Annotated in this window: 26 protein-coding genes; 22 read left to right on the plus strand and 4 right to left on the minus strand. The window is 63.8% G+C overall.

The genetic code is table 11. The annotated features are described in order from the left end of the window. The 6 genes from thrB (at position 1) to AU252_RS18685 (ending at position 7,188) form a co-directional block, all read left to right on the plus strand. Positions 1-975: a homoserine kinase gene (thrB, locus tag AU252_RS18660; RefSeq protein ID WP_058932002.1), complete on the plus strand. Its 975-nt coding sequence runs from the start codon at positions 1-3 to the stop codon at positions 973-975. 296 nt (positions 976-1,271) lie between these two features. Then, positions 1,272-3,551, plus strand: a complete 2,280-nt coding sequence (rho, locus tag AU252_RS18665; RefSeq protein ID WP_058932003.1) for a transcription termination factor Rho — start codon at positions 1,272-1,274, stop codon at positions 3,549-3,551. A 107-nt stretch (positions 3,552-3,658) separates the two neighbouring features. Continuing rightward, entirely contained in the window at positions 3,659-4,732 is a 1,074-nt protein-coding gene (gene prfA / locus AU252_RS18670; protein WP_058932004.1) for a peptide chain release factor 1, read from the plus strand. Positions 4,733-4,744: 12 nt separating this feature from the next. After that, positions 4,745-5,614, plus strand: coding sequence for a peptide chain release factor N(5)-glutamine methyltransferase (prmC, locus tag AU252_RS18675; RefSeq protein WP_058932005.1), 870 nt, complete (start codon positions 4,745-4,747; stop codon positions 5,612-5,614). 15 nt (positions 5,615-5,629) lie between these two features. Further along, positions 5,630-6,433 (plus strand): L-threonylcarbamoyladenylate synthase, encoded by an 804-nt coding sequence (locus AU252_RS18680; protein ID WP_058932006.1) that lies wholly within the window; start codon positions 5,630-5,632, stop codon positions 6,431-6,433. Beyond that, positions 6,430-7,188 carry a WecB/TagA/CpsF family glycosyltransferase gene (locus tag AU252_RS18685; RefSeq protein ID WP_058932007.1) on the plus strand — a complete coding sequence of 253 codons (759 nt, stop codon included), beginning with the start codon at positions 6,430-6,432 and terminating at the stop codon, positions 7,186-7,188. The genes AU252_RS18680 and AU252_RS18685 overlap by 4 nt, the downstream gene beginning before the upstream one ends. Here AU252_RS18685 and AU252_RS18690 read toward each other — a convergent pair. After that, a complete protein-coding gene (locus AU252_RS18690) occupies positions 7,185-8,081 on the minus strand; it encodes a glycosyltransferase (protein ID WP_058932008.1) in 897 nt (298 codons plus the stop codon). The two genes, AU252_RS18685 and AU252_RS18690, sit on opposite strands and share 4 nt — an antisense overlap. 293 nt (positions 8,082-8,374) lie before the next feature. On the opposite strand from AU252_RS18690, the gene AU252_RS18695 reads away from it, so the two are divergent. The 14 genes from AU252_RS18695 to AU252_RS18760 all read left to right on the plus strand — a co-directional run bounded on the left by AU252_RS18695 (position 8,375) and on the right by AU252_RS18760 (position 21,807). Beyond that, a complete protein-coding gene (locus AU252_RS18695; protein WP_058932009.1) occupies positions 8,375-9,487 on the plus strand; it encodes an MraY family glycosyltransferase in 1,113 nt (370 codons plus the stop codon). Between the two features lie 93 nt (positions 9,488-9,580). Beyond that, the gene (locus tag AU252_RS18700) at positions 9,581-10,063 is read left to right on the plus strand and encodes a hypothetical protein (RefSeq protein ID WP_058932010.1); all 483 of its coding nucleotides are present in this window, start codon (positions 9,581-9,583) and stop codon (positions 10,061-10,063) included. Continuing rightward, on the plus strand, positions 10,056-10,394 hold the full coding sequence (locus AU252_RS18705; RefSeq protein WP_058932011.1) for a hypothetical protein: 339 nt from the start codon (positions 10,056-10,058) through the stop codon (positions 10,392-10,394). Before AU252_RS18700 ends, AU252_RS18705 begins: the two co-directional genes overlap by 8 nt. 81 nt (positions 10,395-10,475) lie before the next feature. Continuing rightward, positions 10,476-11,276, plus strand: a complete 801-nt coding sequence (atpB, locus tag AU252_RS18710) for a F0F1 ATP synthase subunit A (protein ID WP_058932012.1) — start codon at positions 10,476-10,478, stop codon at positions 11,274-11,276. Between the two features lie 79 nt (positions 11,277-11,355). After that, on the plus strand, positions 11,356-11,574 hold the full coding sequence (gene atpE, locus AU252_RS18715; protein WP_011692451.1) for an ATP synthase F0 subunit C: 219 nt from the start codon (positions 11,356-11,358) through the stop codon (positions 11,572-11,574). 52 nt (positions 11,575-11,626) lie between these two features. Next, complete coding sequence (locus tag AU252_RS18720; protein WP_058932013.1) at positions 11,627-12,178, plus strand: F0F1 ATP synthase subunit B; 552 nt, start codon at positions 11,627-11,629, stop codon at positions 12,176-12,178. Next, a complete protein-coding gene (locus AU252_RS18725; protein ID WP_058932014.1) occupies positions 12,178-13,005 on the plus strand; it encodes a F0F1 ATP synthase subunit delta in 828 nt (275 codons plus the stop codon). Before AU252_RS18720 ends, AU252_RS18725 begins: the two co-directional genes overlap by 1 nt. A gap of 83 nt (positions 13,006-13,088) precedes the next feature. Next, complete coding sequence (gene atpA / locus AU252_RS18730) at positions 13,089-14,726, plus strand: F0F1 ATP synthase subunit alpha (protein ID WP_058932015.1); 1,638 nt, start codon at positions 13,089-13,091, stop codon at positions 14,724-14,726. A 74-nt stretch (positions 14,727-14,800) separates the two neighbouring features. After that, positions 14,801-15,691, plus strand: coding sequence for a F0F1 ATP synthase subunit gamma (locus AU252_RS18735; protein ID WP_058932016.1), 891 nt, complete (start codon positions 14,801-14,803; stop codon positions 15,689-15,691). Positions 15,692-15,766: 75 nt separating this feature from the next. Continuing rightward, positions 15,767-17,221 (plus strand): F0F1 ATP synthase subunit beta, encoded by a 1,455-nt coding sequence (gene atpD, locus AU252_RS18740; RefSeq protein ID WP_058932017.1) that lies wholly within the window; start codon positions 15,767-15,769, stop codon positions 17,219-17,221. A 1-nt stretch (position 17,222) separates the two neighbouring features. Continuing rightward, a complete protein-coding gene (locus AU252_RS18745; protein ID WP_058932018.1) occupies positions 17,223-17,507 on the plus strand; it encodes a F0F1 ATP synthase subunit epsilon in 285 nt (94 codons plus the stop codon). A 10-nt stretch (positions 17,508-17,517) separates the two neighbouring features. Beyond that, positions 17,518-17,949 (plus strand): DUF2550 domain-containing protein, encoded by a 432-nt coding sequence (locus AU252_RS18750; protein WP_058932019.1) that lies wholly within the window; start codon positions 17,518-17,520, stop codon positions 17,947-17,949. Between the two features lie 4 nt (positions 17,950-17,953). Next, positions 17,954-19,261, plus strand: a complete 1,308-nt coding sequence (locus AU252_RS18755) for an alpha/beta hydrolase (protein WP_058932020.1) — start codon at positions 17,954-17,956, stop codon at positions 19,259-19,261. Beyond that, positions 19,258-21,807, plus strand: a complete 2,550-nt coding sequence (locus AU252_RS18760; protein WP_058932021.1) for a bifunctional lysylphosphatidylglycerol flippase/synthetase MprF — start codon at positions 19,258-19,260, stop codon at positions 21,805-21,807. The genes AU252_RS18755 and AU252_RS18760 overlap by 4 nt, the downstream gene beginning before the upstream one ends. A 142-nt stretch (positions 21,808-21,949) precedes the next feature. Here AU252_RS18760 and AU252_RS18765 read toward each other — a convergent pair whose 3' ends face one another. Next, complete coding sequence (locus AU252_RS18765) at positions 21,950-22,153, minus strand: cold-shock protein (protein WP_011692441.1); 204 nt, start codon at positions 22,151-22,153, stop codon at positions 21,950-21,952. A 336-nt stretch (positions 22,154-22,489) separates the two neighbouring features. Continuing rightward, entirely contained in the window at positions 22,490-23,185 is a 696-nt protein-coding gene (gene nucS, locus AU252_RS18770) for an endonuclease NucS (protein ID WP_058933052.1), read from the minus strand. A 37-nt stretch (positions 23,186-23,222) separates the two neighbouring features. Here nucS and AU252_RS18775 point away from each other — a divergent pair, with 37 nt between their 5' ends. Beyond that, positions 23,223-23,579 (plus strand): hypothetical protein, encoded by a 357-nt coding sequence (locus AU252_RS18775; protein ID WP_058932022.1) that lies wholly within the window; start codon positions 23,223-23,225, stop codon positions 23,577-23,579. A gap of 98 nt (positions 23,580-23,677) precedes the next feature. Continuing rightward, positions 23,678-24,478 (plus strand): alpha/beta hydrolase, encoded by an 801-nt coding sequence (locus AU252_RS18780; RefSeq protein ID WP_058932023.1) that lies wholly within the window; start codon positions 23,678-23,680, stop codon positions 24,476-24,478. Between the two features lie 24 nt (positions 24,479-24,502). Here AU252_RS18780 and AU252_RS18785 read toward each other — a convergent pair whose 3' ends face one another. Further along, positions 24,503-25,762 carry an AI-2E family transporter gene (locus tag AU252_RS18785; RefSeq protein ID WP_083510607.1) on the minus strand — a complete coding sequence of 420 codons (1,260 nt, stop codon included), beginning with the start codon at positions 25,760-25,762 and terminating at the stop codon, positions 24,503-24,505. Positions 25,763-25,907: the final 145 nt, after the last annotated feature.

Genomic DNA, 25,907 nt, shown 5'->3' on the forward strand with positions numbered 1-25,907 from the left:
TTGAAAACCACCTCGCCCACCGCCGTTGACCTGCCCGTCATCGAAGCAGGCCAGCGCGTCACCGTCAGGGTCCCGGCCACCAGCGCCAACCTCGGACCGGGTTACGACAGCCTGGGCCTCGCCCTGGCACTGCATGACACCCTGACGGTGGAAAGCCTCGAATCCGCTGAACTCGTTTTCGAGCTCAGCGGCGAGGGGGCGGACACGCTGCCGCAGGACGCCAGTCACCTGGTGGTCAGGGCGATGGAGGCTGCCTTTTCCCGGCTTGGTTACCGGCACGGCGGCCTCAGGATCACGGCGACGAACGTCAACCCCCATGGCCGGGGCCTGGGATCATCGGCGTCGGCAGTGGTGGCGGCCGTCTCGGCCGCCAATGCCATGGTGCCCGAAGCGGCGCGTCGCGGGCGGGACTGGATCCTGCAGTTGACCAGCGAGATGGAAGGCCATCCGGACAACGTCGCGCCCGCGATTTTCGGCGGACTGGCGCTGTCATGGCAGGACAGTGACCGGTACAGCAGCACGTGCGCTACCGTGGCCGGTTCCGTGATTCCCATCGTGGCCGTCCCCGATTTTGAATTGTCCACCGAGGCCGCGCGCGCTCTGCTGCCGGCGTCTGTGGGCCATCATGCGGCAGCCATGAACTCCGGCCGGGCGGCGCTGCTGATCCATGCGCTGACCCAGAAGCCCGAGTTCCTGCACGCCGGCACGGAGGATTACCTGCACCAGAGCTACCGGGCCGAGGCGATGCCGCCCAGCGCGTCTCTCATCAGGGCACTGCGCAACTCGGGCCACGCGGCAGTGGTTTCGGGTGCCGGACCGACGGTCCTGGTTCTCGCTGACGGCGAAGCCGAAGCCGCCGAGGTCCTTGGGTTTATTGAGTCCTTTACAGAGGCGAACACGCCGGGCATCGGCTGGCGCGTGCTGAAGCTGGCAGTAGACGTCGAAGGTGCTAAGGTGGACTTGCACCGGCGGTAATTCCGCCTATCTGATCGGCAGCTGCATTCAGTTGTTAGTGATCTCCTACTGCGCAATATTTTCCGGTGCCGCCTGCTTGGTCTGTCGCAGGAATCTGCAGCTGAATTGTCTGCCCCTGAATCGTCAGCCCAGCGCCCCGCCATTAATCGGTGCGTGAGGTGAATCAGTATCCGGCCCTGCTGGCCGAAATCCAACCGGCAAGACCGAAAATGCGGCTGCAGATCTGAACTGCAGCCCAGATCAAATCATCGCGTCCAGCTCCCAGTCTGGACGCCGTCGAGGGGGAAGGATCCTTCGTGACCGAAACCACTGAGCTGTCTTCAGCTGTGGAACCATCAACTTCTGCTGCCGGATCGTCAACGGCCGCACCCGCCAAGAGCAGTGGCCTCGCCGGCCTCAAGCTCGCCCAGCTGCAGGCACTTGCCAGCCAGCTGGGGATTTCCGGTGGATCCCGCATGCGTAAGGGGGATCTGGTGACCGCCATTTCCGCCCATCGCGCAGGCACGTCAGCCAGCAAGGCCCCGGCCAAGGCTGCCGAGAAGGCGACCGAAAACCACGTAGCCCCGGCAGCTGCCGCACCGGTGGCTGCCGCCAGCGAAACCTCGGAGGCCCCGGCCGCTGAGGGGACTCGTGCCCGTGGCCGTGGACGCAGCCGCCGCGCTGTCAGTGACGGAGTAGTTGCGGCCCCCGCCGCGGCAACGGCCACTGAAGCTCCGGCCGCCGCACCCGTTGAGGCTCCGGCGTCAGCGCCCGTTGAGGCCGGCGCAGCAGCTGAAGGCGAACGCCGCCAGCCGCGCACCCGGAACCGGCGCCGCGGCGATGCGGCCGCCACGTCAACGCAGGCAGAAGCCACTGAGGCTCCGGCCGAGCAGCCCGCCGCTGAACAGCGCCAGGCTGACCGCACCGAAACCCAGCGGGCTGAATCCCAGCGCACTGAAACCCAGGGTGCCGAATCCGGCGACGGCCAGCGTGCTGACCGCCGCGAGAGCGGCCGCACTCGTGGCGCCCGTGACACCACGGCACGTGACACGACGGCTCGTGAAACCACCGCCCGTGACACCACGGCACGTGACACGACCGCACGTGACACGACCGCGCGTGAAACTACTGCCCGCGAGACCACCGATGGTGGCCGCGACAACGCAGGCAGCCGTGACGCCGGTCAGCGTGACGGTGCCCGTCGCGATGACAGCCGCGACAATACCCGCGACAACGACGATTCCGACGGCGGCAGCCGCCGGAACCGCCGCAACCGCCGCGACCGGAACGACCGCAATGACCGGAGCGACCGCTCCGGTGGCGGCCAGGACAGCCGGGACAACTCGCGTAACGACCGCTTCCGCGACCGCAACGACCGCCGTCGGGGACGCACCCAGGGACCGGACGTCGACGACGTCGAGGTCACCGAGGACGACGTCCTGCTGCCCGTCGCCGGCATCCTGGACGTGCTGGAGAACTACGCGTTCATCCGCACCTCCGGTTACCTGCCGGGTCCGAACGACGTTTACGTCTCCCTGGCCCAGGTCAAGAAGTACAACCTGCGCAAGGGCGACGCCTGCGTGGGTGCCATCCGTGCACCGCGTGAAGGCGAAGACCGCAGCCAGCAGACTGCCCGCCAGAAGTTCAACGCCCTGGTCCGCGTCACCTCCGTCAACGGCAAGACGCCGGAAGAGCTCAAGGACCGCGTCGAATTCGCCAAGCTGGTTCCGCTGTACCCGTCCGAGCGCCTGCGCCTTGAGACGGATCCCAAGAAGATCGGCCCCCGCGTCATCGACCTGGTTGCCCCGATCGGCAAGGGCCAGCGCGGCCTGATCGTCTCCCCGCCGAAGGCCGGCAAGACGCTCATCCTGCAGTCCATCGCCAACGCCATCACCACCAACAATCCTGAGGTCCACCTCATGATGGTGCTTGTTGACGAACGCCCCGAAGAAGTGACGGACATGCAGCGCACCGTCAAGGGTGAGGTCATTGCCTCCACCTTCGACCGTCCCGCCGATGACCACACCACCGTGGCCGAGCTCTCCATCGAACGCGCCAAGCGCCTCGTGGAAATGGGTATGGACGTGGTGGTCCTCCTGGACTCCATGACCCGCCTGGGCCGCGCCTACAACCTGGCAGCACCGGCCTCCGGCCGTATCCTGTCCGGTGGTGTCGACTCTGCCGCGCTGTACCCGCCGAAGCGCTTCTTCGGTGCAGCCCGCAATATCGAAAACGGTGGCTCGCTGACCATCCTGGCAACCGCGCTCGTGGAGACCGGTTCCAAGATGGACGAGGTCATCTTCGAAGAGTTCAAGGGCACCGGCAACATGGAGCTCCGCCTGTCCCGCCAGCTGGCGGACAAGCGCATCTTCCCGGCCGTGGACGTCAACGCGTCCGGTACCCGCCGCGAAGAGAACCTGCTTTCCCCCGAGGAAGTCAAGATCATGTGGAAGCTGCGCCGCGTCCTTTCCGGACTCGAAACGCAGCAGAGCCTTGAGCTGCTGACCAACAAGATCCGGGAGACCCAGAGCAACGTCGAGTTCCTCATGCAGGTCCAGAAGACAACGCTTGGCGCGAAGTCGGATAACGACAAGTAGCTACGCTCACCGCTCAAAACATGCCGGCCTGATGGCCGGCATGTTTTGGGCGGTTCGTCGTTAAGTCCCGTGAAACTAGACTTGTAAGAGTCGAAAGAGGTTTTGAAATGTTTGAGTCCGTACAGGGCCTGCTTGATGAGCATGATGCTATCCAGGCGCAGCTTGGTGATCCTGCTGTCTATGCTGACCAGCGGCTGGCCCGGAAGCTGGGGCGGCGTTCTGCGCAGCTCAATGGCATCGTGGAGGCATACAACAAGTGGCATGCCCTGGAGGACGACCTCGCCGCTGCGAAGGAAATGGCCTCGGAGGACCCTGAGTTTGCTGCCGAGGTTCCCGTGCTGGAGGAAGCGCTGGAGCAGGCTTCGGCGAAGCTGCGCAGGCTCCTCATTCCGCGGGACCCCGACGACGCCCGCAACGTGATCCTCGAGGTCAAGGGCGGCGAAGGCGGCGACGAAGCCGCCCTCTTCGCCGGTGACCTCCTGCGGATGTACACCCGGTACGCGGAATCCCGCGGCTGGAAGACCGAACTCATCTCGGCCAACGAATCCGATCTCGGTGGCTACAAGGACGTCCAGATGGCCGTCAAAGGCAACTCGAACGATCCTGCCGAAGGCGTCTACGCACGGCTCAAGTTCGAAGGCGGCGTCCACCGCGTGCAGCGTGTGCCCGTCACCGAATCCCAGGGCCGCATCCACACCTCAGCCGCCGGCGTCCTGGTCCTCCCCGAAGTTGACGAGCCCGAAGAGCTGGACATCAACCAGAACGACCTCAAGATCGACGTCTACCGCTCGTCGGGTCCCGGTGGCCAGTCCGTGAACACCACGGACTCCGCTGTCCGTATCACGCACCTTCCCACCGGCATTGTGGTGGCCATGCAGAACGAGAAATCCCAGCTGCAGAACCGCGAAGCAGGCATGCGCGTGCTCCGCGCCCGCATCCTGGCGCACCAGCAGGAAATCATCGACGCCGAGAACTCGGCCCAGCGTAAATCCCAGATCCGCACCATGGACCGTTCGGAGCGCATCCGCACGTACAACTACCCGGAAAACCGGATCGCGGACCACCGCACCGGCTACAAGGCCTACAACCTGGACCAGGTCATGAACGGGGACCTGGAACCGGTCATCCAGTCCGCCATCGAGATGGACGAACAGGCACGCCTGGACGCCATCGGCGACTAGCCGCCGGCACCCATGACACTCGGGTCTGGGCAGTCCCTCGCGGCTGCCGTCAGCGAGGCCACGGTGATCCTCCGGGACGCCGGGGTCCCCAGCCCCCGCGTCGACGCGGAACTCCTGGCGGACCACCTACTCGGTGTGGGGCTCGGCAGGCTCCGGGCGATGATGCTGGGGGACACTCCGGCACCTGCTGGCTATGCCGAACTTGTCGCTGAACGGGCCCAACGGATCCCGCTGCAGCACATCACCGGAGTGGCGCACTTCAGGTACCTGGAGCTCGCCGTCGGGCCCGGGGTCTTTATCCCCCGGCCGGAAACAGAGTCCGTTGTGCAGCTGGTCATCGACCACGTCAAGGGGATGGCACACCCGCGGATTGTGGACCTGGGCACGGGCTCGGGCGCGATCGCCGGCTCCATCGCCCACGAGGTGCCCGGCGCCGAAGTCCACGCCGTGGAATACAGTCCGTTCGCGCACGCGTGGGCGGCCCGGAACCTGGCGCCCCTGGGCGTCAAGCTGGTGCTGGGGGACCTCCGTGACGCGCTGCCGGAACTTAACGGAACCTTCGACGTCGTAATCTCCAACCCGCCCTACATTCCCGCCGAAGCCATCCCGAATGAACCCGAAGTTGCCCTGCACGACCCTCCCGAAGCCCTGTACGGCGGGGGAGCGGACGGCATGGAACTTCCGACGGCGGCGGCCGCCTCGGCTGCCCGGCTGCTGGTTCCCGGCGGCTACTTCGTGATGGAACACGCGGAAGTCCAGGCCGGCTGGATCGCCGGAATGATGCAGCGGACGGGTGCCTGGCGGGAGATCACCACACACCTGGACCTCAACGGCAAGGAACGCGCCACCAGCGCCGTCCTTGCCGGTCCGCACCACGAGTGATGAAAGAATAGGCCAGTGACCACAACCTACAACTGCACGTCAGAGGACCAGCGCGCCCTTGGACTGGAGCATGCCCAGCGTGCCATCAGCGAAAAGAAGTGCGTGGTGTTCCCCACGGACACGGTCTATGGAATTGCCGCCGACGCCTTTTCTCCGCAGGCCGTCACCATGCTGTTGGCGTCCAAAGGGCGCAGCCGCACCATGCCGCCGCCGGTACTGATTCCCCGGATCAACGCGCTGGACGGCCTGGCCACAGATGTTTCCGCTGATGCCCGCAAGCTCGCCGAGGCGTTCTGGCCGGGGGGACTGACCCTGATCCTGCACGCCCAGCCGTCACTGGACTGGGACCTGGGCGAGACCCAGGGAACTGTGGCCCTACGTATGCCCGCCGACGAGGTGGCCCAGGAACTCCTGACGCTGACCGGTCCGCTGGCCGTGTCCTCCGCCAACCGGACCGGCCAGCCGCCGGCGCAGACCGCCGCGGAGGCACGTGCCCAGCTCGCGGAGTCCGTGGAGGTCTACCTCGAAGGCGGTTTCCGGCCGGTGGAAGGAACCGACGCCGTGCCCTCCACGATCGTGGATGCCACCGGGGCGCTCCTGCGCGTGGTGCGCAACGGCGCCGTGTCCCTGGAGCAACTCCGGGAGCACGTTCCGGGCGTCTTGGGTCTGGGCGAGATTCCGATGGCTGAGCCCGAGAAAGAATCTGAAGAAGTCGCTCTGCAGGCCGAATCAGCAGCTGAAGAGCCGGCAGCTGAAGAGCCGGCCGCTGAAAAAGCTGCCGACGAGCCGGCCGCGCCGGTTCGGGAGACTGACGGGTGAGCCTGGCACGCCAGCACATCCCCGTCCTGGGCGTGGACGCCACGCCGCTCAAGGTGGACGACCTGCTTGAGGTGCTGGCGGGGTTCGTCGACGACGGGACCAAGCGGACCGTCGTCGGACATAACTTGCACAGTGTCACGCTGACTCATTCCGACGCCGGCTTTCGTTCCGTTTATGAGGAGAGCGACGTGGTGCTCCTCGATGGGGCGCCGGTGCTCTGGCTGTGGAGCCGGACGGGGAATGCTGTGGGGCCGGTCATGGAGTACCGGCTGGGTTCCACGGACTGGTTGCCGTCCCTGGGCAGGGTTGCCGGCCTGAAGCGGATGGCGGTGGTTGGCGCCGGCGCCGAGGCGAACGCCTTGGCTGTCGAAAAGCTCCGGAGCATTGTTCCCGGTGCCACGGTAGCGGGCCTGCCCGGCGAAGGCTGGAACGACGACGTCGAAACGGCCGCTGTGCGCTGGCTCGCAGAGCAGCAACCCCAGCTAGTCCTGCTCGGGTTGGGCATGCCGTTGCAGGAATCAGTGCTGCAGCGCCGGCTCGGCACGCTCCCGCCAGCCATCTACTGCACCGTGGGCGGCGCGATCGAACAGCTGGCCGGAATCCAGAAACTTGCACCTCGATGGCTCGGGAGGCTCGGGCTGGAATGGGCATGGCGCCTGCTGCTGCATCCCCGCCGCGTGGCGTACCGCGTGTTTGGTGAGCCGTGGGTGCTGCTATGGCTGCTGGCCCGGCGCCGGCTACGGCGCGTGTCCTAGAACTTCTGGTCCTCCAGCGGCGCGAAGCCCTTGGCACGCAGTCCCTTCGAGAAGGAACTTGCCCAGGCGAGCAGTCCCTTCAGGTCACGGCGCTGCGCAAAATAGCCAAGATAGCCCCCGACGTCGGCCACCAGCGACTTAACTCGGAAATAGCGCCGGATCAGGTACCCGCGGTTGCGGTAGTAGTAGTAACGTTTGAACGCCGAATCCGGCACGATCACATGCCATCGTGCACCAAAGACGTGCTTCGTCTCGGAAAACGCATGCGGGTGGGTGATGGCGGTGGTGGTCACCGTGCCGAACCGGATGCCCGCCTTGCGGAGGCGGATGGTGAAGTCCACCTCGTCGCCGCGGATAAAGAGGCGCATGTCCGGCAGGCCCACCTTGAAGAACACGTCGGACCTGATCAGGGCACCGTTGAAGAAGTGTCCGTCGTTGGGTAGGAAACCTACTTTTTCCAGTTGGGCCCGGTCGTGGGTGACTTTCCCGTCCAGCCGGAAGAAGAAGGACAGCCGGTCGGGATGGCCCGGGGCAACCACCAGCGGGACCACGGCTTCAAGGTCGCGGGCCTCAGCCTCACGCAGCAGCGTGGCGAGGCATTCGGGATCTGCCGGCTCGGCGTCGTCGTCCATCATCCAGACCCATTTGGCACCGCTGGCCACCGCCTTCAGCGCGGCGAGGGCAAAGCCGCCTGCCCCGCCGAGGTTCGCTTCGGAACGGACGTAATCAACATTTGGGTGCCGCGCGGCAACATCGCGTGCGGGGTCCGTGCCGCTGTCGACAAGGCAGATGGTGTCCACTGCCGCGGACTGTGCATTAATGGCGTCCAGCAGGACGGACAGCTCTTTATGACGGTTAAATGTCACGGCGGCAACTGCAACCCGGACGGTCATGGGGATTCCTTTCAGCATGGCCTTCAGGGGATTCCCCGCTCGCAATGCGCCAGTGTGGCGCGAAGCCATGGAGCCGTTGGCGCTAGTATCTTGACTAGAGTCCACTGTAATACAGCCCTGTAAGGCACCAAGCACTGCCTGCTGCGCGCCCGGCGACGGAGAAGTTTCATTTATCGAAAGTCAGATTCCCCGCCAGTGAGCCCATCGATCGAGGACCACCTGTTCGGGCCGCTGTCCATGCCCGTGCGCACCCGCAGGGTTGCGCCGCACACCGACGAAACGGCCGCTATCGCATGATTATGTACCTGCTTATGGGGCTGACGGCTGCCGTCGTGTCCTACGGAGCCACCTGGGGTGCCCGCGTCATCGGGCACCGGCTTGAACTCCATGCCCCCATCCGCAGCCGTGACATGCATACGACGCCGGTGTCCCGGCTGGGAGGGGTGGCCATCTTCCTCGGCGTGCTGGTGGCCCTCCTCGTCGCCAGCCAGTCCTTCTTCGTCAAGGACATCTACCGGAACAACTTCTCGCCATGGGGCGTCCTGGCAGGCGCGGCCCTGATCGTGCTCGTGGGGATCGCGGACGACCTCCTGGACATCCGATGGTGGGTTAAGCTCATCGGCCAGAGCGCCGCAGCCCTGGTGGTGGCCATCTGGGGAGTCCGGATGACCATAGTCCCGTGGGTTCCGGAGCCGATCTACCTGGAGAACGAACTGCTCCGCGTCGTGCTGACGGCCGGGCTCATCGTCACCACCATGAACGCCTTCAACTTCATTGACGGCCTCGACGGGCTCGCCGCCGGTGTGGCCATCATCGGCGGAACTGCATTCTTCTTCACTGCGTACTGGGTGCACCGGAACGCCGTCCTGTTGGACTATTCGGACCTGGCAACCCTGCTCACCGCCGTCGTCGTTGGCAGTTGCATCGGCTTCCTGCCGCACAACTGGTTCCCGTCCAAGATCTTTATGGGCGATTCCGGTGCCATGCTGATCGGCCTGCTGATGGCAGCCGCCGGCATCGTCTCCACAGGCCAGATCACGTCAGGGCTGTACGACCGTGCCAACGGTATCTCCACAGTCATACCGATTCTGCTGCCCTTCGCCGTGCTGTTCCTGCCACTGCTTGACCTGGGCCTCGCCGTCGTCCGCCGGACAGCGCGGGGACGTTCGCCATGGTCCGCAGACCGCGGCCACCTCCACCACAAGCTGCTGGATATCGGTTACTCGCACCGGACGGCCGTGATCCTGATGTACCTCTGGACCGCCATCCTGTCCTTCGGGGGATTGGCCTTTGCAGTCTTCCCCTGGCAAGTTGTATTGGCCGCTGACATCTTCGCCACGCTTGTCATGGGCCTGATTACGGCCTGGCCTTACCTGCGCCGCCACAGTGACCCGTCGCCGGCGTAACGGCGTTCGGATTTATTTCTATCTCGTGTAGAATTCAGGGGCAGCCCAAGCTGCCCCTCCACCCAGCCCCAGGGCGCCGACGATTGGGATCTTATGACCTCCAACGCCGAACCCGGACGTTCGTCCGGCAGCGGACCCGTTGGTGTTTCCGGTCCCACGCGCTCGCTGTGGCTTCGCCTCCTCGCACTCAGTTCAGCTGCCGGTGCAGGCGCCCTGATTCTGGCGGGCATCCCGGCTGTGATCCTGAATGGCCCCAGCGGCGTCCTGTCCAGTACTTTGGGCGGCCTCCTGGTGATGCTCTTCTTCGCCATCAGTCTTCTCGTCGGCCACTTCATGGGGCGCAACAACCCCTCCGGTGCCATCGGAATGTTCGCGGCCACCTACTTTGTCAAGGTCGTGGGTTTCGCGGTTGTCCTGTTTGTGATCGGAGCACCTGCTTGGCTTCACGACCGATGGTTCCTGATTGGCGCCGTTGCCACTGTTGTCTTCTGGCAGGCTGCCGAAATCTATGGCTTCAGCAAGGCGCGCCTGCAGATTTACAACGACCCCGAGCCCAAGGAGCCGAACGATGCCTGATCGGAAACGAACAGCGAAAAACAGTTCCTCCGTGCCCAAGAACGCTGCGCCCACGCCGGGGGTGTCGGCCGAAAACAACGACGGCGGATACAACGCCGGAATGGCCGTCTTTAGCTACATTATTGGCGGAATCATCGTCTGGAGTTTGATAGGGTGGGGTCTGGATTATCTGTGGGGAACCCGCTGGATCGTGCTCGCAGGCGCTCTGCTTGGAGCTCTCGGAGGTTTCTATCTTTCCCACATGCATGGCCTTACCAGTTCCAGAACCACAGCCGGTAAGAGCAGCGCAGACAGCGGCCCGTCCGCGGACGGAAACACAAATGCCAAATAATTTCACAGGGGGAGCTGCGGAGCACAATTCCGCGGGTCCTCGACCAACGCCCAATGATGGACACTGCAGAGAGGAAACGCGTTGATCGCGCTTGCGCTCCCGGCCCAAGATTCAGGAGAGTTTAATCCTCCTGGAATTGAAGAAATGCACCTGCCGGCAATCCTGCCGTGGGGGGTGGCTGACGGATTCTCCAAGCAGATGCTGCTCGTAATCCTGTCGGTCGTCATTATCGCCACATTCTTTCTGCTAGCTGCGCGGAAGCAGCAGCTTGTTCCCGGCAAGCTCCAGTTCGCTGGTGAAATGGCTTATGGCTTTGTCCGAAACGGCATTGCAAAAGACATTATCGGCGGCAAGGACTTCATGAAGTATGTCCCGCTGTTGTTCAGCCTTTTCTTCTTCATTCTGGTGAACAACATCTACGGCGCCATTCCCGTGATCCAGCTCCCGAGCTTCTCGCACGTTGGCGGCGCCTATGTCCTCGCGGGCATTGTGTACGTCACCTGGATTGCCATCGGCATCAAGAAGAACGGCCTGAGGTACTTCAAGCTGGCCACTGTGCCGTCCGGCGTCCCGGTGTACATTCTCCCGATTGTGATCCCGATCGAGATCATCTCTAACTTCCTGGTCCGGCCGGTCACACACAGCCTCCGTCTTTTCGCCACCATGCTGGCAGGACACCTGATCGTCATGATCGCCGGTTCGGGCATTGAGTTCCTCGTGATGCAGGAAAATATCCTGCTCAAGGGAACCTCGCTTCTGGTCATCGCCGGCGCCGTTGCCATGTACATGCTGGAAGCGCTGATCATGGCCCTGCAGGCCTACGTCTTCACGCTGCTGACCGCCATCTACATCGAAGGCGCGCTGCACGCGGACAGCCACTAGGCACCCACAAACTTCCCCTCACGGGGATGAAGCAAACCAAACAACCTGCCACACGGGTGGCATCTTGAAAGGAAGAAAAATGGAAGGCTCCATTAACGGCTCCCTCAACCTCATCGGCTACGGTCTCTCCGCCATCGGCGGTGGTATCGGTGTTGGTCTCGTGTTCGCCGCTTACATCAACGGCGTAGCACGTCAGCCGGAAGCCCAGCGCGTCCTGCAGCCGATCGCGTTCCTCGGCCTCGCGCTGACTGAAGCCCTCGCCATCCTCGGCCTGGTCTTCGCTTTCGTTCTTTCCTAAGCGTAAGAACTTAGCGAACATCCAGAACCGAGTAGATAAGGACGGGTGAATTATGAACCAGGTGATCATCTCAGCCGCAACAGCGGGCGGGACTAACCCACTGGTACCCAACGTCTGGGAAATGGGCGTTGTCCTCGCCGGCTTTGCTGTCCTCATGTTCATCGTGGTCAAGTTCGTTGTCCCGATGTTCGAGAAGACGTTCGCAGAGCGCGCAGAGGCAATCGAAGGCGGCATTGCAAAGGCTGAAAAGGCCCAGGCAGAAGCATCAGCCGCCCTCGAAGAGTACAAGCAGCAGCTCACGGACGCCCGCGCGGAAGCTAACCGCATCCGCGAGGAAGCCCGTGCTGAAGGCGCCCAGATCCTTGCAGACCTGAAGGAAAAGGCCGCCTCTGAGTCTGCCCGTATCACGGCCCAGGCACAAGTGCAGATCGAATCGGAGCGCCAGGCCGCAGTTGTGTCCCTGCGCTCCGAGGTAGGCACGCTGGCCACCACGCTGGCAGGCCGCATCGTTGGCGAAGCACTCAACGACGACGAGCGTTCCGCCCGTGTAGTTGACCGCTTCCTGGCAGATCTGGAAAACCAGAACGCAGGTGCAGCTAAGTAATGTCAGGTGTATCGAGCGAATCGCTGACCACGGCGCTGACCAAACTGGAAGCCAAGCTTCCGTTGGCCTCGTTGGAGTTGGCAAAGGAACTCTTCGGAATCCTGGGAACGGTGGACAGCTCGGCTGGCTTGCGCCGCGCCCTGACTGACCCGTCCCGCACCGGCGACGATAAGTCGGCGCTGGTCAAGCAGCTTGTTGGCGGAAAAGTCTCCGCTGATGCTGCGGACATCGCGGGCGGACTGGCCAGTTCACGCTGGGCATCAGCCCGAGATATCGGCGATGCACTCGAGACGCTTGCCACAACGGTGGTTATTGCCGTTGCTGAAAACAAGTCGGCCGTTTCTGCCTCCGGAATCTCTGGGCTGGAAGAACTGGAGAACGATCTGTTCTCCTTCAACCAGGCCGTTGCCTCCAACCATGAGGTACAACGTGCTCTGTCGGAGCCGCAGGCCAGTGCCGCCGCGAAGATCGGTTTGGCGCAGAAGCTGCATCCCGGTGCCAGCGAGGAAGCAAAAGTCCTCATTGGGCAGGCAGTATCCCAGCCCCGCGGCATCAAGCCGACCAAGCTGGTTACCCGGTTCGCCGAGCTGGCAGCCAAACGTCAGCAGCGCTGGATTGCAACGGTCAGCGTCACCCGTCCCTTGACGGAGACGCAGTTCGCCCGCCTCCAGGCAGGGCTCAACGCCCTGTACGGTCGCGAGCTCAAGGTCAACATGACTGTTGATCCTGGACTGATCGGCGGAATCCGCGTCCAGGTGGGTGACGAAGTGCTGGACGCTTCGGTTGTCACCCGGCTGGGACAGCTTCACCGCCAACTGGCCGGTTAGCCGGACAAGCACAACCTAACGAAACGAAACCCCGGTCATCGTGAGCAACGATGATCACGAAAACAGGAGAGCAGGGACTGCAGATGGCCGAATTGACCATCAACGCCGACGACGTCCGTAATGCGTTGAACGAGTTCGCGGCGTCCTACGAACCCGGAAACGCAGAGCGCGTAGAGGTTGGCCGTGTAACAACCGCAGGTGACGGCATCGCCCGTGTTGAGGGCCTTCCCTCGGTCATGGCGAACGAGCTGCTTCGCTTTGAAGACGGCACCCTGGGCCTGGCCCAGAACCTTGACGTCCGCGAGATCGGTGTCATCATCCTCGGTGACTTCACCGGAATCGAAGAAGGCCAGGAAGTCCACCGCACGGGTCAGGTTCTGTCCGTACCGGTAGGCGACGCCTTCCTCGGCCGCGTGGTTGACCCCTTGGGCCAGCCCATCGACGACCTCGGCGAGATCAAGGCCGAAACCACCCGTGCACTGGAACTCCAGGCGCCCGGCGTGACCCAGCGTAAGTCGGTCCACGAGCCGATGCAGACCGGTCTGAAGGCTATCGACGCCATGATCCCGATCGGCCGCGGTCAGCGTCAGCTGATCATCGGTGACCGCCAGACCGGCAAGTCGGCTATCGCCATCGACACCATCCTCAACCAGAAGGCCAACTGGGCTTCCGGCGATGTGACCAAGCAGGTGCGTTGCATCTACGTGGCAATCGGTCAGAAGGCATCCACCATCGCGGCTGTCCGTCAGACCCTTGAGGACAACGGCGCACTGGAATACACCACCATTGTGGCTTCCCCCGCGTCTGACCCCGCAGGCTTCAAGTACCTGGCACCGTACGCCGGTTCGGCCATCGGCCAGCACTGGATGTACGGCGGCAAGCACGTCCTCATCGTGTTCGATGACCTCTCCAAGCAGGCCGAGGCCTACCGTGCAGTATCACTGCTGCTGCGCCGCCCGCCGGGACGCGAAGCCTACCCGGGCGACGTCTTCTACTTGCACTCCCGTCTGCTGGAGCGTTGTGCCAAGCTCTCCGACGAGCTCGGTGCCGGCTCGATGACCGGCCTGCCGCTCATCGAAACCAAGGCAAACGACGTCTCTGCCTACATCCCGACCAACGTGATCTCCATTACCGATGGCCAGATCTTCCTGCAGTCGGACCTCTTCAACGCCAACCAGCGTCCGGCCGTCGACGTGGGTGTCTCTGTGTCCCGCGTTGGTGGTGCTGCGCAGGTCAAGTCCATGAAGAAGGTCTCCGGTACCTTGAAGCTGGAACTGGCCCAGTACCGTGACATGCAGGCGTTCGCCATGTTCGCATCGGACCTCGATGCCGCATCGCGCCAGCAGCTGACCCGCGGTGCCCGCCTGATGGAACTGCTCAAGCAGGGCCAGTACTCACCGTTCCCGATCGAGAACCAGGTTGTGTCCATCTGGGCCGGTACCAACGGCCACTTGGACGAGGTTCCGGTTGAGGACATCAACCGCTTCGAGACCGAATTCCTCGAGCACCTCAAGCACAAGTCCTCCATCCTGACCACGCTGGCTCAGACCAACGTTATGGACGACGACACTGCTGAAGCTCTGAAGACCGCCATCGTGGCCTTCAAAAAGGGCTTCTTCGGCGAGGGTGACAACCGCCTGGTAGGCGCCGGCCACGAGGAGCATGAAGCTATCTCCGAGGGCGACGTCGACCAGGAAAAAATCGTCAAGCAGAAGCGCTAGTTTCGCTGGCAGGGACTGTCGGAACCCCGAGGTTCCGGCAGTCCCGGCCATCGGGATCTTAGGAAAGGAAAAGTATGGGAGCCCAGATTCGGGTCTACCGCCAGAAGATCAGCTCGACCACGTCGATGCGCAAGATCTTCAAGGCGATGGAACTGATCGCTACCTCGCGCATTGGCAAGGCCCGCGCACGCGTAGCGGCTTCACTGCCTTACGCAAACGCGATTACGCGTGCCGTTTCTGCTGTCGCAAGCCAGAGCGAAATTGACCACCCGCTGGTCACCGAGCCGGCGCAGATCCGCCGGGCCGCCGTCCTGGTCATCAGTGCTGACCGCGGCCTTGCAGGATCCTACTCGGCAACCGTGCTTAAGCAGGCGATTGGCCTCAACGAGCTGCTCCGGGAGGAGGGCAAAGAAGTCACAACGTACGTGATGGGCCGCAAGGCGCAGGCGTACTTCGACTTCCGCAACCTTCCTTACGAGCGCGTGTGGACCGGCAACACCGATGCGCCCGAGTTTGGAACTGCACGTGAAGTCGGCGCGGCATTGCTCGAAGCCTTCGCGACTGACTACGAAGAGGGCGGCGTCGACGAGATCCATGTCGTTTACACCCGCTTCAAGTCCATGGTGACGCAGGAGCCGACGGTTATCCGCCTGCTTCCGCTTGAGGTGGTCGAAGAGCAGGCGGCGTCCGAGTCGGATCTCCCGCCGCTCTACGAATTCGAGCCGGAAGCGGAGCAGGTCCTTGATGCCCTGCTGCCGCGCTACATCGAGTCACGCATTTTCGCCGCCATGTTGCAGGCAGCAGCTTCCGAGCTCGCAGCCCGCCAGCGGGCGATGAAGTCCGCCGGCGACAATGCCACGGACCTCATCAAGAAGTACACGCGTCTGCGCAACACTGCCCGACAGGCTGAAATTACGCAGGAGCTTTCTGAAATCGTGGCCGGTGCTGACGCGTTGAACGCGTAGCCCGGTCCGGTCCAGCTGTACCTGCACTAAAGAACAAACTTAACCCCACGCCATCTACTGAGTGAAGTGAGAGAGATGACTGCCACTGCTACCGAACACGTAGCCGCGACGACCGGTGCTACCGGCCGTATTGCACGTGTTATTGGCCCGGTTGTCGACGTCGAATTCCCGGCTGACGCAATCCCCTCGATTTACAACGCACTCACCACCGAGATTACTCTCAACGGTGAGACCAAGACCATCACGTTCGAGGTTGCCCTGCACCTCGGCGACAACGTCATTCGCGCCATCTCCCTGCAGGCAACCGACGGCCTCGTCCGCGGTACCGCTGTGGTGGACACGGGTGCCCCCATCTCCGTGCCTGTCGGCGACGTCGTCAAGGGACACATCTTCAACGTCCTCGGACAGCCGCTTGACGTGACGGAGGCCGAACTCGAGATCACCGAGCGCTGGCCCATCCACCGCAAGGCCCCGGCCTTCGCGACGCTTGAGGGTTCCACCGAGATGATGGAAACCGGCATCAAGGTCATTGACCTTCTCACCCCGTACATCAAGGGTGGCAAGATCGGCCTGTTCGGCGGCGCCGGCGTCGGCAAGACCGTGCTGATCCAGGAAATGATCACCCGTGTGGCCCGCAACTTCGGTGGTACCTCGGTATTCGCCGGTGTTGGCGAGCGTACCCGTGAAGGTAACGACCTCTGGGTTGAAATGGAAGAGGCAGGCGTCCTCAAGGACACCGCCCTTGTATTCGGCCAGATGGATGAGCCGCCGGGAACGCGTCTGCGTGTTGCACTGTCCGCCCTGACCATGGCGGAGTACTTCCGCGATGTGCAGAACCAGGACGTGCTGCTCTTCATCGACAACATCTTCCGCTTCACCCAGGCAGGCTCCGAGGTTTCCACCCTCCTCGGCCGCATGCCGTCGGCCGTGGGCTACCAGCCCAACCTGGCTGACGAGATGGGTCTCCTCCAGGAGCGCATCACGTCCACCAAGGGCCACTCGATCACCTCGATGCAGGCCATCTACGTTCCCGCAGATGACTACACCGACCCGGCCCCGGCCACGACCTTCGCACACCTCGACGCAACCACGGAACTTTCCCGTGAAATTGCTTCCCGTGGTCTGTACCCGGCCGTTGACCCGCTGACGTCGACGTCCCGCATCCTGGACCCGCAGTACATCGGTCAGGACCACTACAACACGGCTGTTCGTGTGAAGCAGATCCTGCAGAAGAACAAGGAACTCCAGGACATCATCGCCATCCTCGGTGTTGACGAACTGTCGGAAGAGGACAAGATCGTCGTGTCGCGTGCACGCCGTATCCAGCAGTTCCTCTCCCAGAACACCTACACCGCCAAGCAGTTCACCGGCGTCGAGGGCTCCACCGTGACCATCAAGGACACGGTTGAAGGCTTCACCGCTATCTGCGACGGCGAACTTGACCACGTTGCAGAGCAGGCGTTCTTCAACGTCGGCGGCCTGGACGATGTTGAGCGCCAGTGGGCCAAGATCCAGGAACAGACCAAGTAATATGGCTGAGCTTGAGGTTGAGATTGTCGCAGCGGATCACTTCGTGTGGTCCGGAGCGGCCAAGATGGTCAAGGCCCGCACCAGCGATGGTGAGATCGGAATCCTGCCCGGCCACTCGCCCCTGCTGGCGATCCTGGCCGAAGGTGAACTGGCCATTGAGCCGGTTTCCGGGAACCGCATTGCCGTGGCTGTTGACGGCGGATTTTTCTCCGTCGACAACAACCGCGTGGTGATTGTTGCTGACAACGCCCAACTGGGTGACGCGGTTACTGCTGGGATCCGCTAGCACGACCTTGATGGACGCTCCGACTCTTACGTTCATCGCCTTGGCAATCGTTTTTGGATTGCTGGTTTTCGCACTGTGCCTTTCGGGGGTGCGCCGCTTCAATCTGCGGCGCGCCCTTGGCACGGTGGACGCCTCCATTTGCATTGCTGGAAACAGCTGGCAGATGGGGGTTTGTCGTTATCAGGACAACGACCTTGAATGGTTCCGCCTGTTGTCCCTGAGCGTGCGTCCCAAACATAAATTCAAACGCAGCTCCCTGGAGCTGCTGGGCCGCCGCAAGCCCACCGAGGCGGAGGCCGTGAAAGTCCAGCCCGACGTCGTGATTGTCGAGCTGCGGTACGAAGGCCAGGATCTGCGGCTGGCCATGAAATTCGATGCCTACACGGGGCTGTCCTCCTGGCTGGAAGCCGGGCCGGTCATCGGCGTGGGTACCTGGCGCTAGCCACGTGGACTGGATTGCTGATATCCGGTTGACCGACGGACCGTTGTACTGGGCCGCTTGGGTCCTTGGTGCCGCCGCCGCACTGTCCCTGATCTGGCCTCCGCGCGCCCTTGGCCGCCGCCGCTGGTTCCTCAGTGTTGCCGCCGCCGCGGCCGCAGCTGCCGCCGTGGTGGCCCTGGTTCATTGGGTCCTCATCTATTGGGCCTCTACCTTCCCCGAAGAACTGCCGTTCGACGTCCTGGCGTGGGTGTTTCCGGCCGTGGCCGCCCTCCTGCTGGTATTGCTCCGGCTCCCCACGGCGTCGTGGCGCCGTCGTGGGCTGGATGTGCTCGCCCTCCTGGCGGTGGTGCTGCTGGCCGCGGTGCAGATCAACGCATATTTCGGCCTCAACCGGACAGTTGCGGACCTGACGGGAACGGCGCTGACCCGCATCCCGGCCCTGGAACAGGAGCTGATGCGCCAGCCGGACAGCCCGGCCACGCCTCTGGAGGGGTGGAAACCCGCCAATGAGATCCCTGCCGAAGGCGTTGTTCGCACCGCGTCCATTCCAGGAGCTTCTTCGGGCCTCCAGACACGCGACTCGTACATCTACCTGCCGCCGGCCTACTTTGCTTCGAACCGTCCCAGCCTTCCGGTGCTGGTTCTGGTGCCCGGCCAGCCCGGCGGCCCTGCCGACTGGTTGACCGGCGGGTCGCTCCCGGCACGCATGGACACTTTCGCCGCCCGGCACGGAGGAGTGGCGCCGGTTGTGGTGGTGGTTGATCCCAACGGCAACCAGTCAGCGAACAATCTCTGCATGGACAGCGCCATCGCCAAGGCAGACACTTACCTCGCAGTGGACGTGCCGGCATGGATCTCGGGAACGTTGGACGTGGACCCCGACCACCGGAAATGGGCCATGGGCGGGTTCAGTTTTGGTGCCACCTGTGCGGTACAGATGGCCACCCGCCACCCGGAGCTTTACACGGGTGTTCTCGCCTTTTCCAGCGAGAGCGAGCCTGCGCTGGCCAAGGAACGCCAGAAAACGGTTGACGCGGCCTTCCACGGCGACACCGCCGCCTTTGATGCCCAGGTACCGCTGACGCTGTTGAAGGAGCGGAAATATCCTGGCAGCGTGGCGTATTTCGCGGCCGGGGCCACCGATCCTGAGTTTGTGGCAAATCTTCGCACCCTCGAAGCGGCGGCCAGCGGGGCAGGTTTCACCGTGGGCTCGGACGTGGTGGCGCACACCGGCCATTCGTGGGACGTGCTGACTCCCGGCATGGACAATGGGCTTGAGCTGCTGGCCGCACACTGGGGGTGGACCAAATGAGGGAAGCTGGCGAAACCCGTGCGCCGGCCCTGCTCTGGTCAACCGTCGTGCTTCCGGCTGTCCGCAGGATGTGGGGCTACCTGCGGTCGGTGCCACTGACGCTCAGCATCCTCGGCATTTTCCTGTTGGTCGGGGCGGCAACCGGCAGTTTCCTCAGCGGTCCGCCGGAGGAGCTTCTTTCCCTCGCAGGCGTCAGCGCCCCGGGTCTGAAGGCCGGCAACTGGTGGTCCCTGGTGACGTCACTGTTCTTTGCCACCAACCCCCTGGCCTATCTGGTGGCGTCCCTGATGATCCTGCTGCTGCTGGGCCTGGCCGAGAAGAACCTCGGGTCCCTTCAGACGGCAGCGTTTTTCCTCGGTGGCCAGTTTGCTGCTGTCACAGTCTTCCTGCTCCTGACCCAGTTGGCGAGGTACGCGGGGGACGGCTGGCTGGGGCTGATGGCGGACAACAGCCTGATCGGACCCTACGCCGCTGTCCTGGCGGTTTCGCTCGCCGCGAGTGGCAGGATTCCTGTTCTGTGGCGGCGCCGGTTGCGGACGGCGCTGCTCTCGGTGTCGCTCCTGCTGGTTTTGTACGTGGGGCATGCCGAGACCGTGATCGGCCTGGTAGGTGCAGCCGTGGGCCTCGCAGCCAGCTGGTGGAACCAGAGCGACCACGGCCAGCTTCATCCGCCCCGCTCGAGCGGGAGGGAAACCAGGAACCTGCTGGCCCTGACGGTGGCCGTGTTCGCCGTGGGCCCTATCCTTACCGCCGTTGCCCGTACGCCCACCGGCCCGCTGGCGCTGCTCCGGGACGTGGTGCTGAACCCCATGCCAACGCTGGGCCAGCTCGAAGCAAACTGTGGAGCAACAGTGGAGGCATCCTGCCTGGAGGTGGGGCGGACGGGCTTCGCCGGACCCTTTGGCCTTGCCCTGGCAGTAGTGCCGGTGATTCTGCTCCTCATCTGTGCTGACGGCATGCGCCGCGGCCGCCGTATGGCATTGCGCATCACGTTGGCCCTTCAGCTGGCGATTACGGCCATGGCCGCCGTCTACCTCGCCCTGTTCGCGCTGATCCCGCACTACCCCGCGCGGCCGCATACGGCCGCCATGGGTTCGGGTTTTGCCCACATTCTGCCTCTGGTGATCGTCCCACTGCTGCTGGCGGTCCTGCTCTGGATTAACCGCCGCCAGTTCCGAGTCGAGACGATCCCCGCCGCCCGCCGTCGGCTCTTGTCAGTCGTAGGTGGCGTCTGGCTCCTCCTGGCCGGGAGCTACGCCCTGGCCTGGTTTGCCGCTGGGGGAATGACGCGCGACGGCGGCCTGCTGGGCTTGCTGGCCGAACTGTCCAGGCAGTATCTGCCGGTACCACTGCCCAATCTCTACCACCGGGTTTTTGCTGAACGGAACGGACTCGAGTCCCTGATTTTTGGCTACGCCGGACCGGTCTTCTGGCTTGTTGCCTTGGCGGGCGTCTGGTCCGTACTCCTGGGCCGGCACCATGGCAGCGATTCGGGCCACGACGACAGAGCCGCGGCCCGGAAGCTGTTGCATGAGGGCGGCGATTCACTGTCGTGGATGGCCCTCTGGGAGCCCAACCGGTACTGGTTCAGCCCGGATGGACGCGGCGCCGTCGCCTACCAGCTGCACGGCAGTGTTGCCCTGACGCTGGCGGGCCCCTTCGGTGCGGCCGACTCCCGTCAGCGGACCGCTGAAGGGTTTCTTTCCTACTGCGGCAACCGCGCGCTCATCCCGGCCTTCTACTCGTGCGATGACACGCTGTGGCCCCTGCTGCAGGACCGGGGCTTCCAGCGCGTGTCGGTAGCGCAGGAGACCAGGCTGTCCGTCCGGCAACTTGAATTCACGGGCAAAGAATGGCAGAACGTCAGGACTGCCCGCAACCGCGCCGCCAAGATGGGCGTCAAAGCCGTCTGGGGTACCTACCACGGGCTGCCGTCCGCCCTGCGTGCCCGGCTCAGCGAAGTGTCGGAGGAATGGGCGGCAGGAAAATCAGTTCCGGAAATGGGATTCACGCTGGGCGGCATGGATGAGCTGATGGACGACGAAGTGCTGTGCTGCCTGGCCGTGGATGGCGACGGCCATGTGCACGGGGTCACCAGTTGGTTGCCCGTTTACGACGGCGGGACGCTGGTCAGCCGCACTCTGGACGTTATGCGCCGGGGTGCTGACGGATTCCCCGGGGTGATGGAGTTCCTCATTGCTTCGGCGGTCCTGGAGTTGCGCGAATCCGTGGAGGTGATCTCGCTCTCCGGGTCCCCGCTCGCCAGCCGGCCCGGCGACGAAACGCCGGGGAAGCCGGTGCGGGCAGAGAACCTCGTCCGCATCCTCGATGTGGTGGGCCACGCCCTCGAACCGGTCTACGGATTCCGGTCCCTGGCGGCTTTCAAATCACGCTTCAAACCCGAGTACCGAACCCTTTACCTGTATTACCAGGATCCGCTGCAGTTGCCGGCGATCGGACGGGCGCTCACCCGGGCCTATTTGCCCGGCCTTTCGCTGCGGCAGGGGGCGCGGCTGGTCCGGGGCCTCGTGGGCCAGGGAAGCTGATCCTCACAGCGGCACGAACGATTTGGGACTGGAAAGTCACGGTGGACAAAGACATTGCGGACAAAGAAAAGACCCCCGGCACGGATGCCGGGGATCTTTTCTTCGCTGGAGGCCACGCGGATGGCGGCCGCCGGGCGGGGGACTAGACCAGCGTTACGCCGGTAGCCTGGGGGCCCTTGGCACCCTGACCGATTTCGAACTGAACGCGCTGGTTCTCGTCGAGGGTCTTGAAGCCACCGGTCTGGATTTCCGAGTAGTGAACGAAGACATCGCCATCGGAGTCATCCGGGGTGATGAAGCCGAAGCCCTTTTCAGCGTTGAACCACTTGACGGTTCCCTGTGCCATTTATTTCTCCTCATTATGGAACTTGTCTAAGTCCGGCACACCTCGTGCCGGACTAGGTCACTCCGCGAGAAGAATCCTTCAATGCCGTTCCTGGGAACCTGCGCTGCAGGAGCTTCGCGCTCGCAACATGTCTTGCGAGCATGAAAAACACCTACACAAAGACTGGTCTAAGAATTTCACGCCGATTCCGTCAGGTCAACGGTCTGAACGGCCAATACGGCAAATTTTGCGTATAAAAAGGATGAATCCCCTTGTCAGGGGGCCGAAGGCGTCACCGGTGCGGATATCCGGCGTCAGAAAAGCGGAACTCGGCGTCATAAAAGCGGATAGCGGGCCTCAGAAAAGCCGGGAGTCGCTGTCATCCACCCCGCGCATGGCGTCGTAGTCCAGCGTGATGCAGTCGATACCGCGGTCGTTGGCCAGCACCTTGGCCTGCGGCTTGATCTGCTGGGCAGCGAAGATGCCACGGACCGGGGCCAGCAGCGGATCGCGGTTCAGGAGTTCAAGGTAGCGCGTGAGCTGCTCCACGCCGTCAATGTCGCCCCGCCGCTTCAGCTCGATGGCCACGGTGGCCCCGCTGGCGTCACGGGCCAGGATGTCCACCGGGCCGATGGCGGTGAAGTACTCGCGGCGAATGAGCGAAAAACCTGAGCCCAGCGTCTCGATCTGATCGGCAAGCAGGCGCTGGAGGTCGGCTTCGACGCCGTCCTTGATCAGACCGGGGTCCACCCCGAGGTCGTGGGAGGACTCGTGCAGCTGCTCGTGGATGTTGATGATCAGGCGGTCATCGGTCTTGGCGGACTGGACGGTCCACTGTTCCGTGACGCCAAGCTCCAGGTCAATGTCCTCCGGCGAGGACACCCGCAGGGTTGCGGGCGGGCTCATCCAGTTCAGCGGCTTGTAGGAGCCGCCGTCGGAATGAACCAGCACCGAGCCGTCGGCCTTGACCAGCAGGAGCCTGGTGGCAAGGGGGAGATGGGCTTTGAGCCGGCCAACATAATCAACTGAACATCGGGCTATGACAAGTCGCACGCCGTACACACTACCGGGGCTGGGGCAGAATGGAGGCATGCCGCGTTCCAACCGTCCCCGTCGCCCTGCCTCCGGAAAGCCGGGCATAGCTGGCGGAAAGCCGGTGGGCAAGAAGGGCAACGGCGACGTTCCGGAGTTGGATTTGGAGCGGGCGCGGGCTGGAATCGCCCGCCGGGAAAGCGCGCCCGACGGCGAGTGGACGGTCAGGACCATGACCGCCAGGAACGCGGAAAAGACCTACATTTGCCCCGGCTGTTCCACCGCTGTGGTCCCCGGCATCGCCCACCTGGTGGTCTGGAAGGACGATCACATCTTCGGTGCGGCCGCAGGCCTGGCTGAGCGCCGCCACTGGCACACCAACTGCTGGCTGTCCCGGACGTACCGTTACCGCTGACTCGGAATAGCCCCGGCGAACGGCTCCGCCCCGGAGAAGCCGCGTTAAGAGCCAGCGCACTGCGCCTGCGGACGCCGGGAGTCGCTAAGCTGGCAGGCATGACTTTTGATCCCGTGTCGTACGAATTCAGCCAGCCAACAGGGCCCGCACCCATCCGCGCGTCAACGGTGCTGCCGGCCCGTCGCGAGAACATCGAGCTCCGCACGGAGGATGGCCACACGCTGGTGGGGGAACTGGCGCTGCCCGAGTCCGGCCAGATCACCGCGACGTTGATCACCCTGCATCCGCTTCCGACGCACGGCGGTTTTATGGACTCGCACGTGTACCGCAAGGCGTCCTACCGGCTTCCGGCCCTGGCCGGCGTGGCTGTGCTTCGTTTCAACACGCGCGGGACGGAGTCGCCGCGGGGAACCAGCGCAGGTTCCTTCGAAGAAGGGATTGGCGAGCGGCAGGACGTTGAGGCGGCGGTGCGTTTCGCCGTCGAACGCCAACTGCCCAACCGCTGGCTGGTGGGCTGGTCCTTCGGCACCGAGCTGGCGCTGATGTACGGTGCCGTTGAGCCGGTGGCGAGCCAGGTTGAAGGTGCTGTCCTGCTGTCACCGCCGCTGCACCGCGCAACGGATGCCCACCTGCGCCTCTGGGCGGACTCCGCCAAGCCGCTCACGGTGCTTGTGCCGGAGCATGACGACTACCTCCAGCCCGCGGCCGCCGCTGAACGCTTCAGCCTGGTGCCACAGGCCCGGGTGGTAGGCGTCGACGGCGCCAAGCACCTTTGGGTGGGGGAGAAATACGCTTCCCGCGTGCTCAATGAAATCGTCGACGACGTGACGGAAGCGGGCTCCGGACCCGAAGGCCTGCCGCAAGTGTGGAACGGCCCGGTGGCTACCTCAGCCGCCTAGTGCCTGCCCGATAGTGCCTGTCCGCTAGTGCTTGTCCTGGCGGGCGATGTAGATCTCCTTGACCAGGAGCAGGATGGCGGCCGCCGTGGGGATGGCGATGAGCGCGCCCAGGACTCCCAGCAGGCTGCCGCCGGCAATCACGGAGATCACGGCCACGGCGCCAGGCACGGCCACGGCTTTCTGCATGATGCGCGGCGAGATGAAGTAGGCCTCGAACTGGAGGTAGGCGAAGTAGCAGATGCCGTAGACGGCGGCGGTCTGCCAGCCCTCCGTCAGCGATACCAGCAGGACCACGATGCCGGCGATCATGCCGCCCACCAAGGGGATGAACGCCAGCAGGGCCACCACGAAGGCCAGCAAGAGGGCGAACGGGACACCCACAATGGACATCACGATGAAAGCAAACGTGGCATTGAGCAATGCCACGCAGGCCTGCCCGATCACGTAGTTGCCGACGGAACGGGTGATCTCCTCGGAGAGGGCTTCCACCCGGGCCCGGCGAGACCGCGGGGCCAGCCGGTAGCCCCACTTCTTCATGGCTGGAAGGGCGGCCAGGAAGTAGAGGCTCAGGACCAGGACGATCAACGTGCCGAAGAGACCGTTGGCCAGGGTGGAACCGAAGCCCACCACCCCGCCGAAGATCCCGCCCATCGCCGCCGGATCATTGACGAACTTGTCGAGTTCCTCGTTGATGCGGTCGCGGACCCCGAACTCGTTATCAAGATTGCGGAAGAACTCAGAGTCGATGAAGTCCCGTACCCAGGTGGGTGCCTGCACCACAATTTGGGTGACCTGTTCCACGATGGTGGGAATGAGGGTAGCGAAGAACCCTCCCACAGCCACTACGAGGACAAGGACGGCCAGAAGAATGCCGACCGGGCGGGGAATGCGGCGGTTCTCCAGCCAGCCCACCACGGGTTCCAGGCCAAGGGCAATGAACAGAGCAGCAACAATCCATAGCAGTAGCTGGGTGGTGTTGGAGCCGATCCAGTAGACCAGCAGTGCAAGGCCGACCCCTACGGTGCCCATGAAGCCCATGTAAAGGGGATGTTGCATCGACATCCGGGGACCCGGACGGCCAAACTGCGCGGCTGTCCCGCCAGCCCCGCCGTCTTCGATGGCGGCAGGTTCTTCCGTGTGGTTGTATTCCGGCGGGATCTCAAACCGGAGCCTGGGCTGGGCGCCCGGCAGCGGCTGGCGCAGGCGCCGAACAAGCTGGCCAAGGGCCGAAGCTGCGGAGCCCCGTCGCTTCGCCGTCGCAGGCGTGTCCGGCGAGGATTCCAAAGCGCCAGCGGCCGGTTGATTTTCGTGTCCCGTGGAGGACTCTTCCGTCTTGTCAGTCACTGGATTCTGGGGCCTGTTCCGTGCGTGGCGCCGCATTTGCGGGCCGGTGTGATGATCATCGCAAACACTATCAGCAGCCTTGCCA

Origin of the sequence: Pseudarthrobacter sulfonivorans, assembly GCF_001484605.1 — a bacterium.
In the GTDB taxonomy this organism is placed as follows: Bacteria; Actinomycetota; Actinomycetes; order Actinomycetales; family Micrococcaceae; genus Arthrobacter; species Arthrobacter sulfonivorans_A.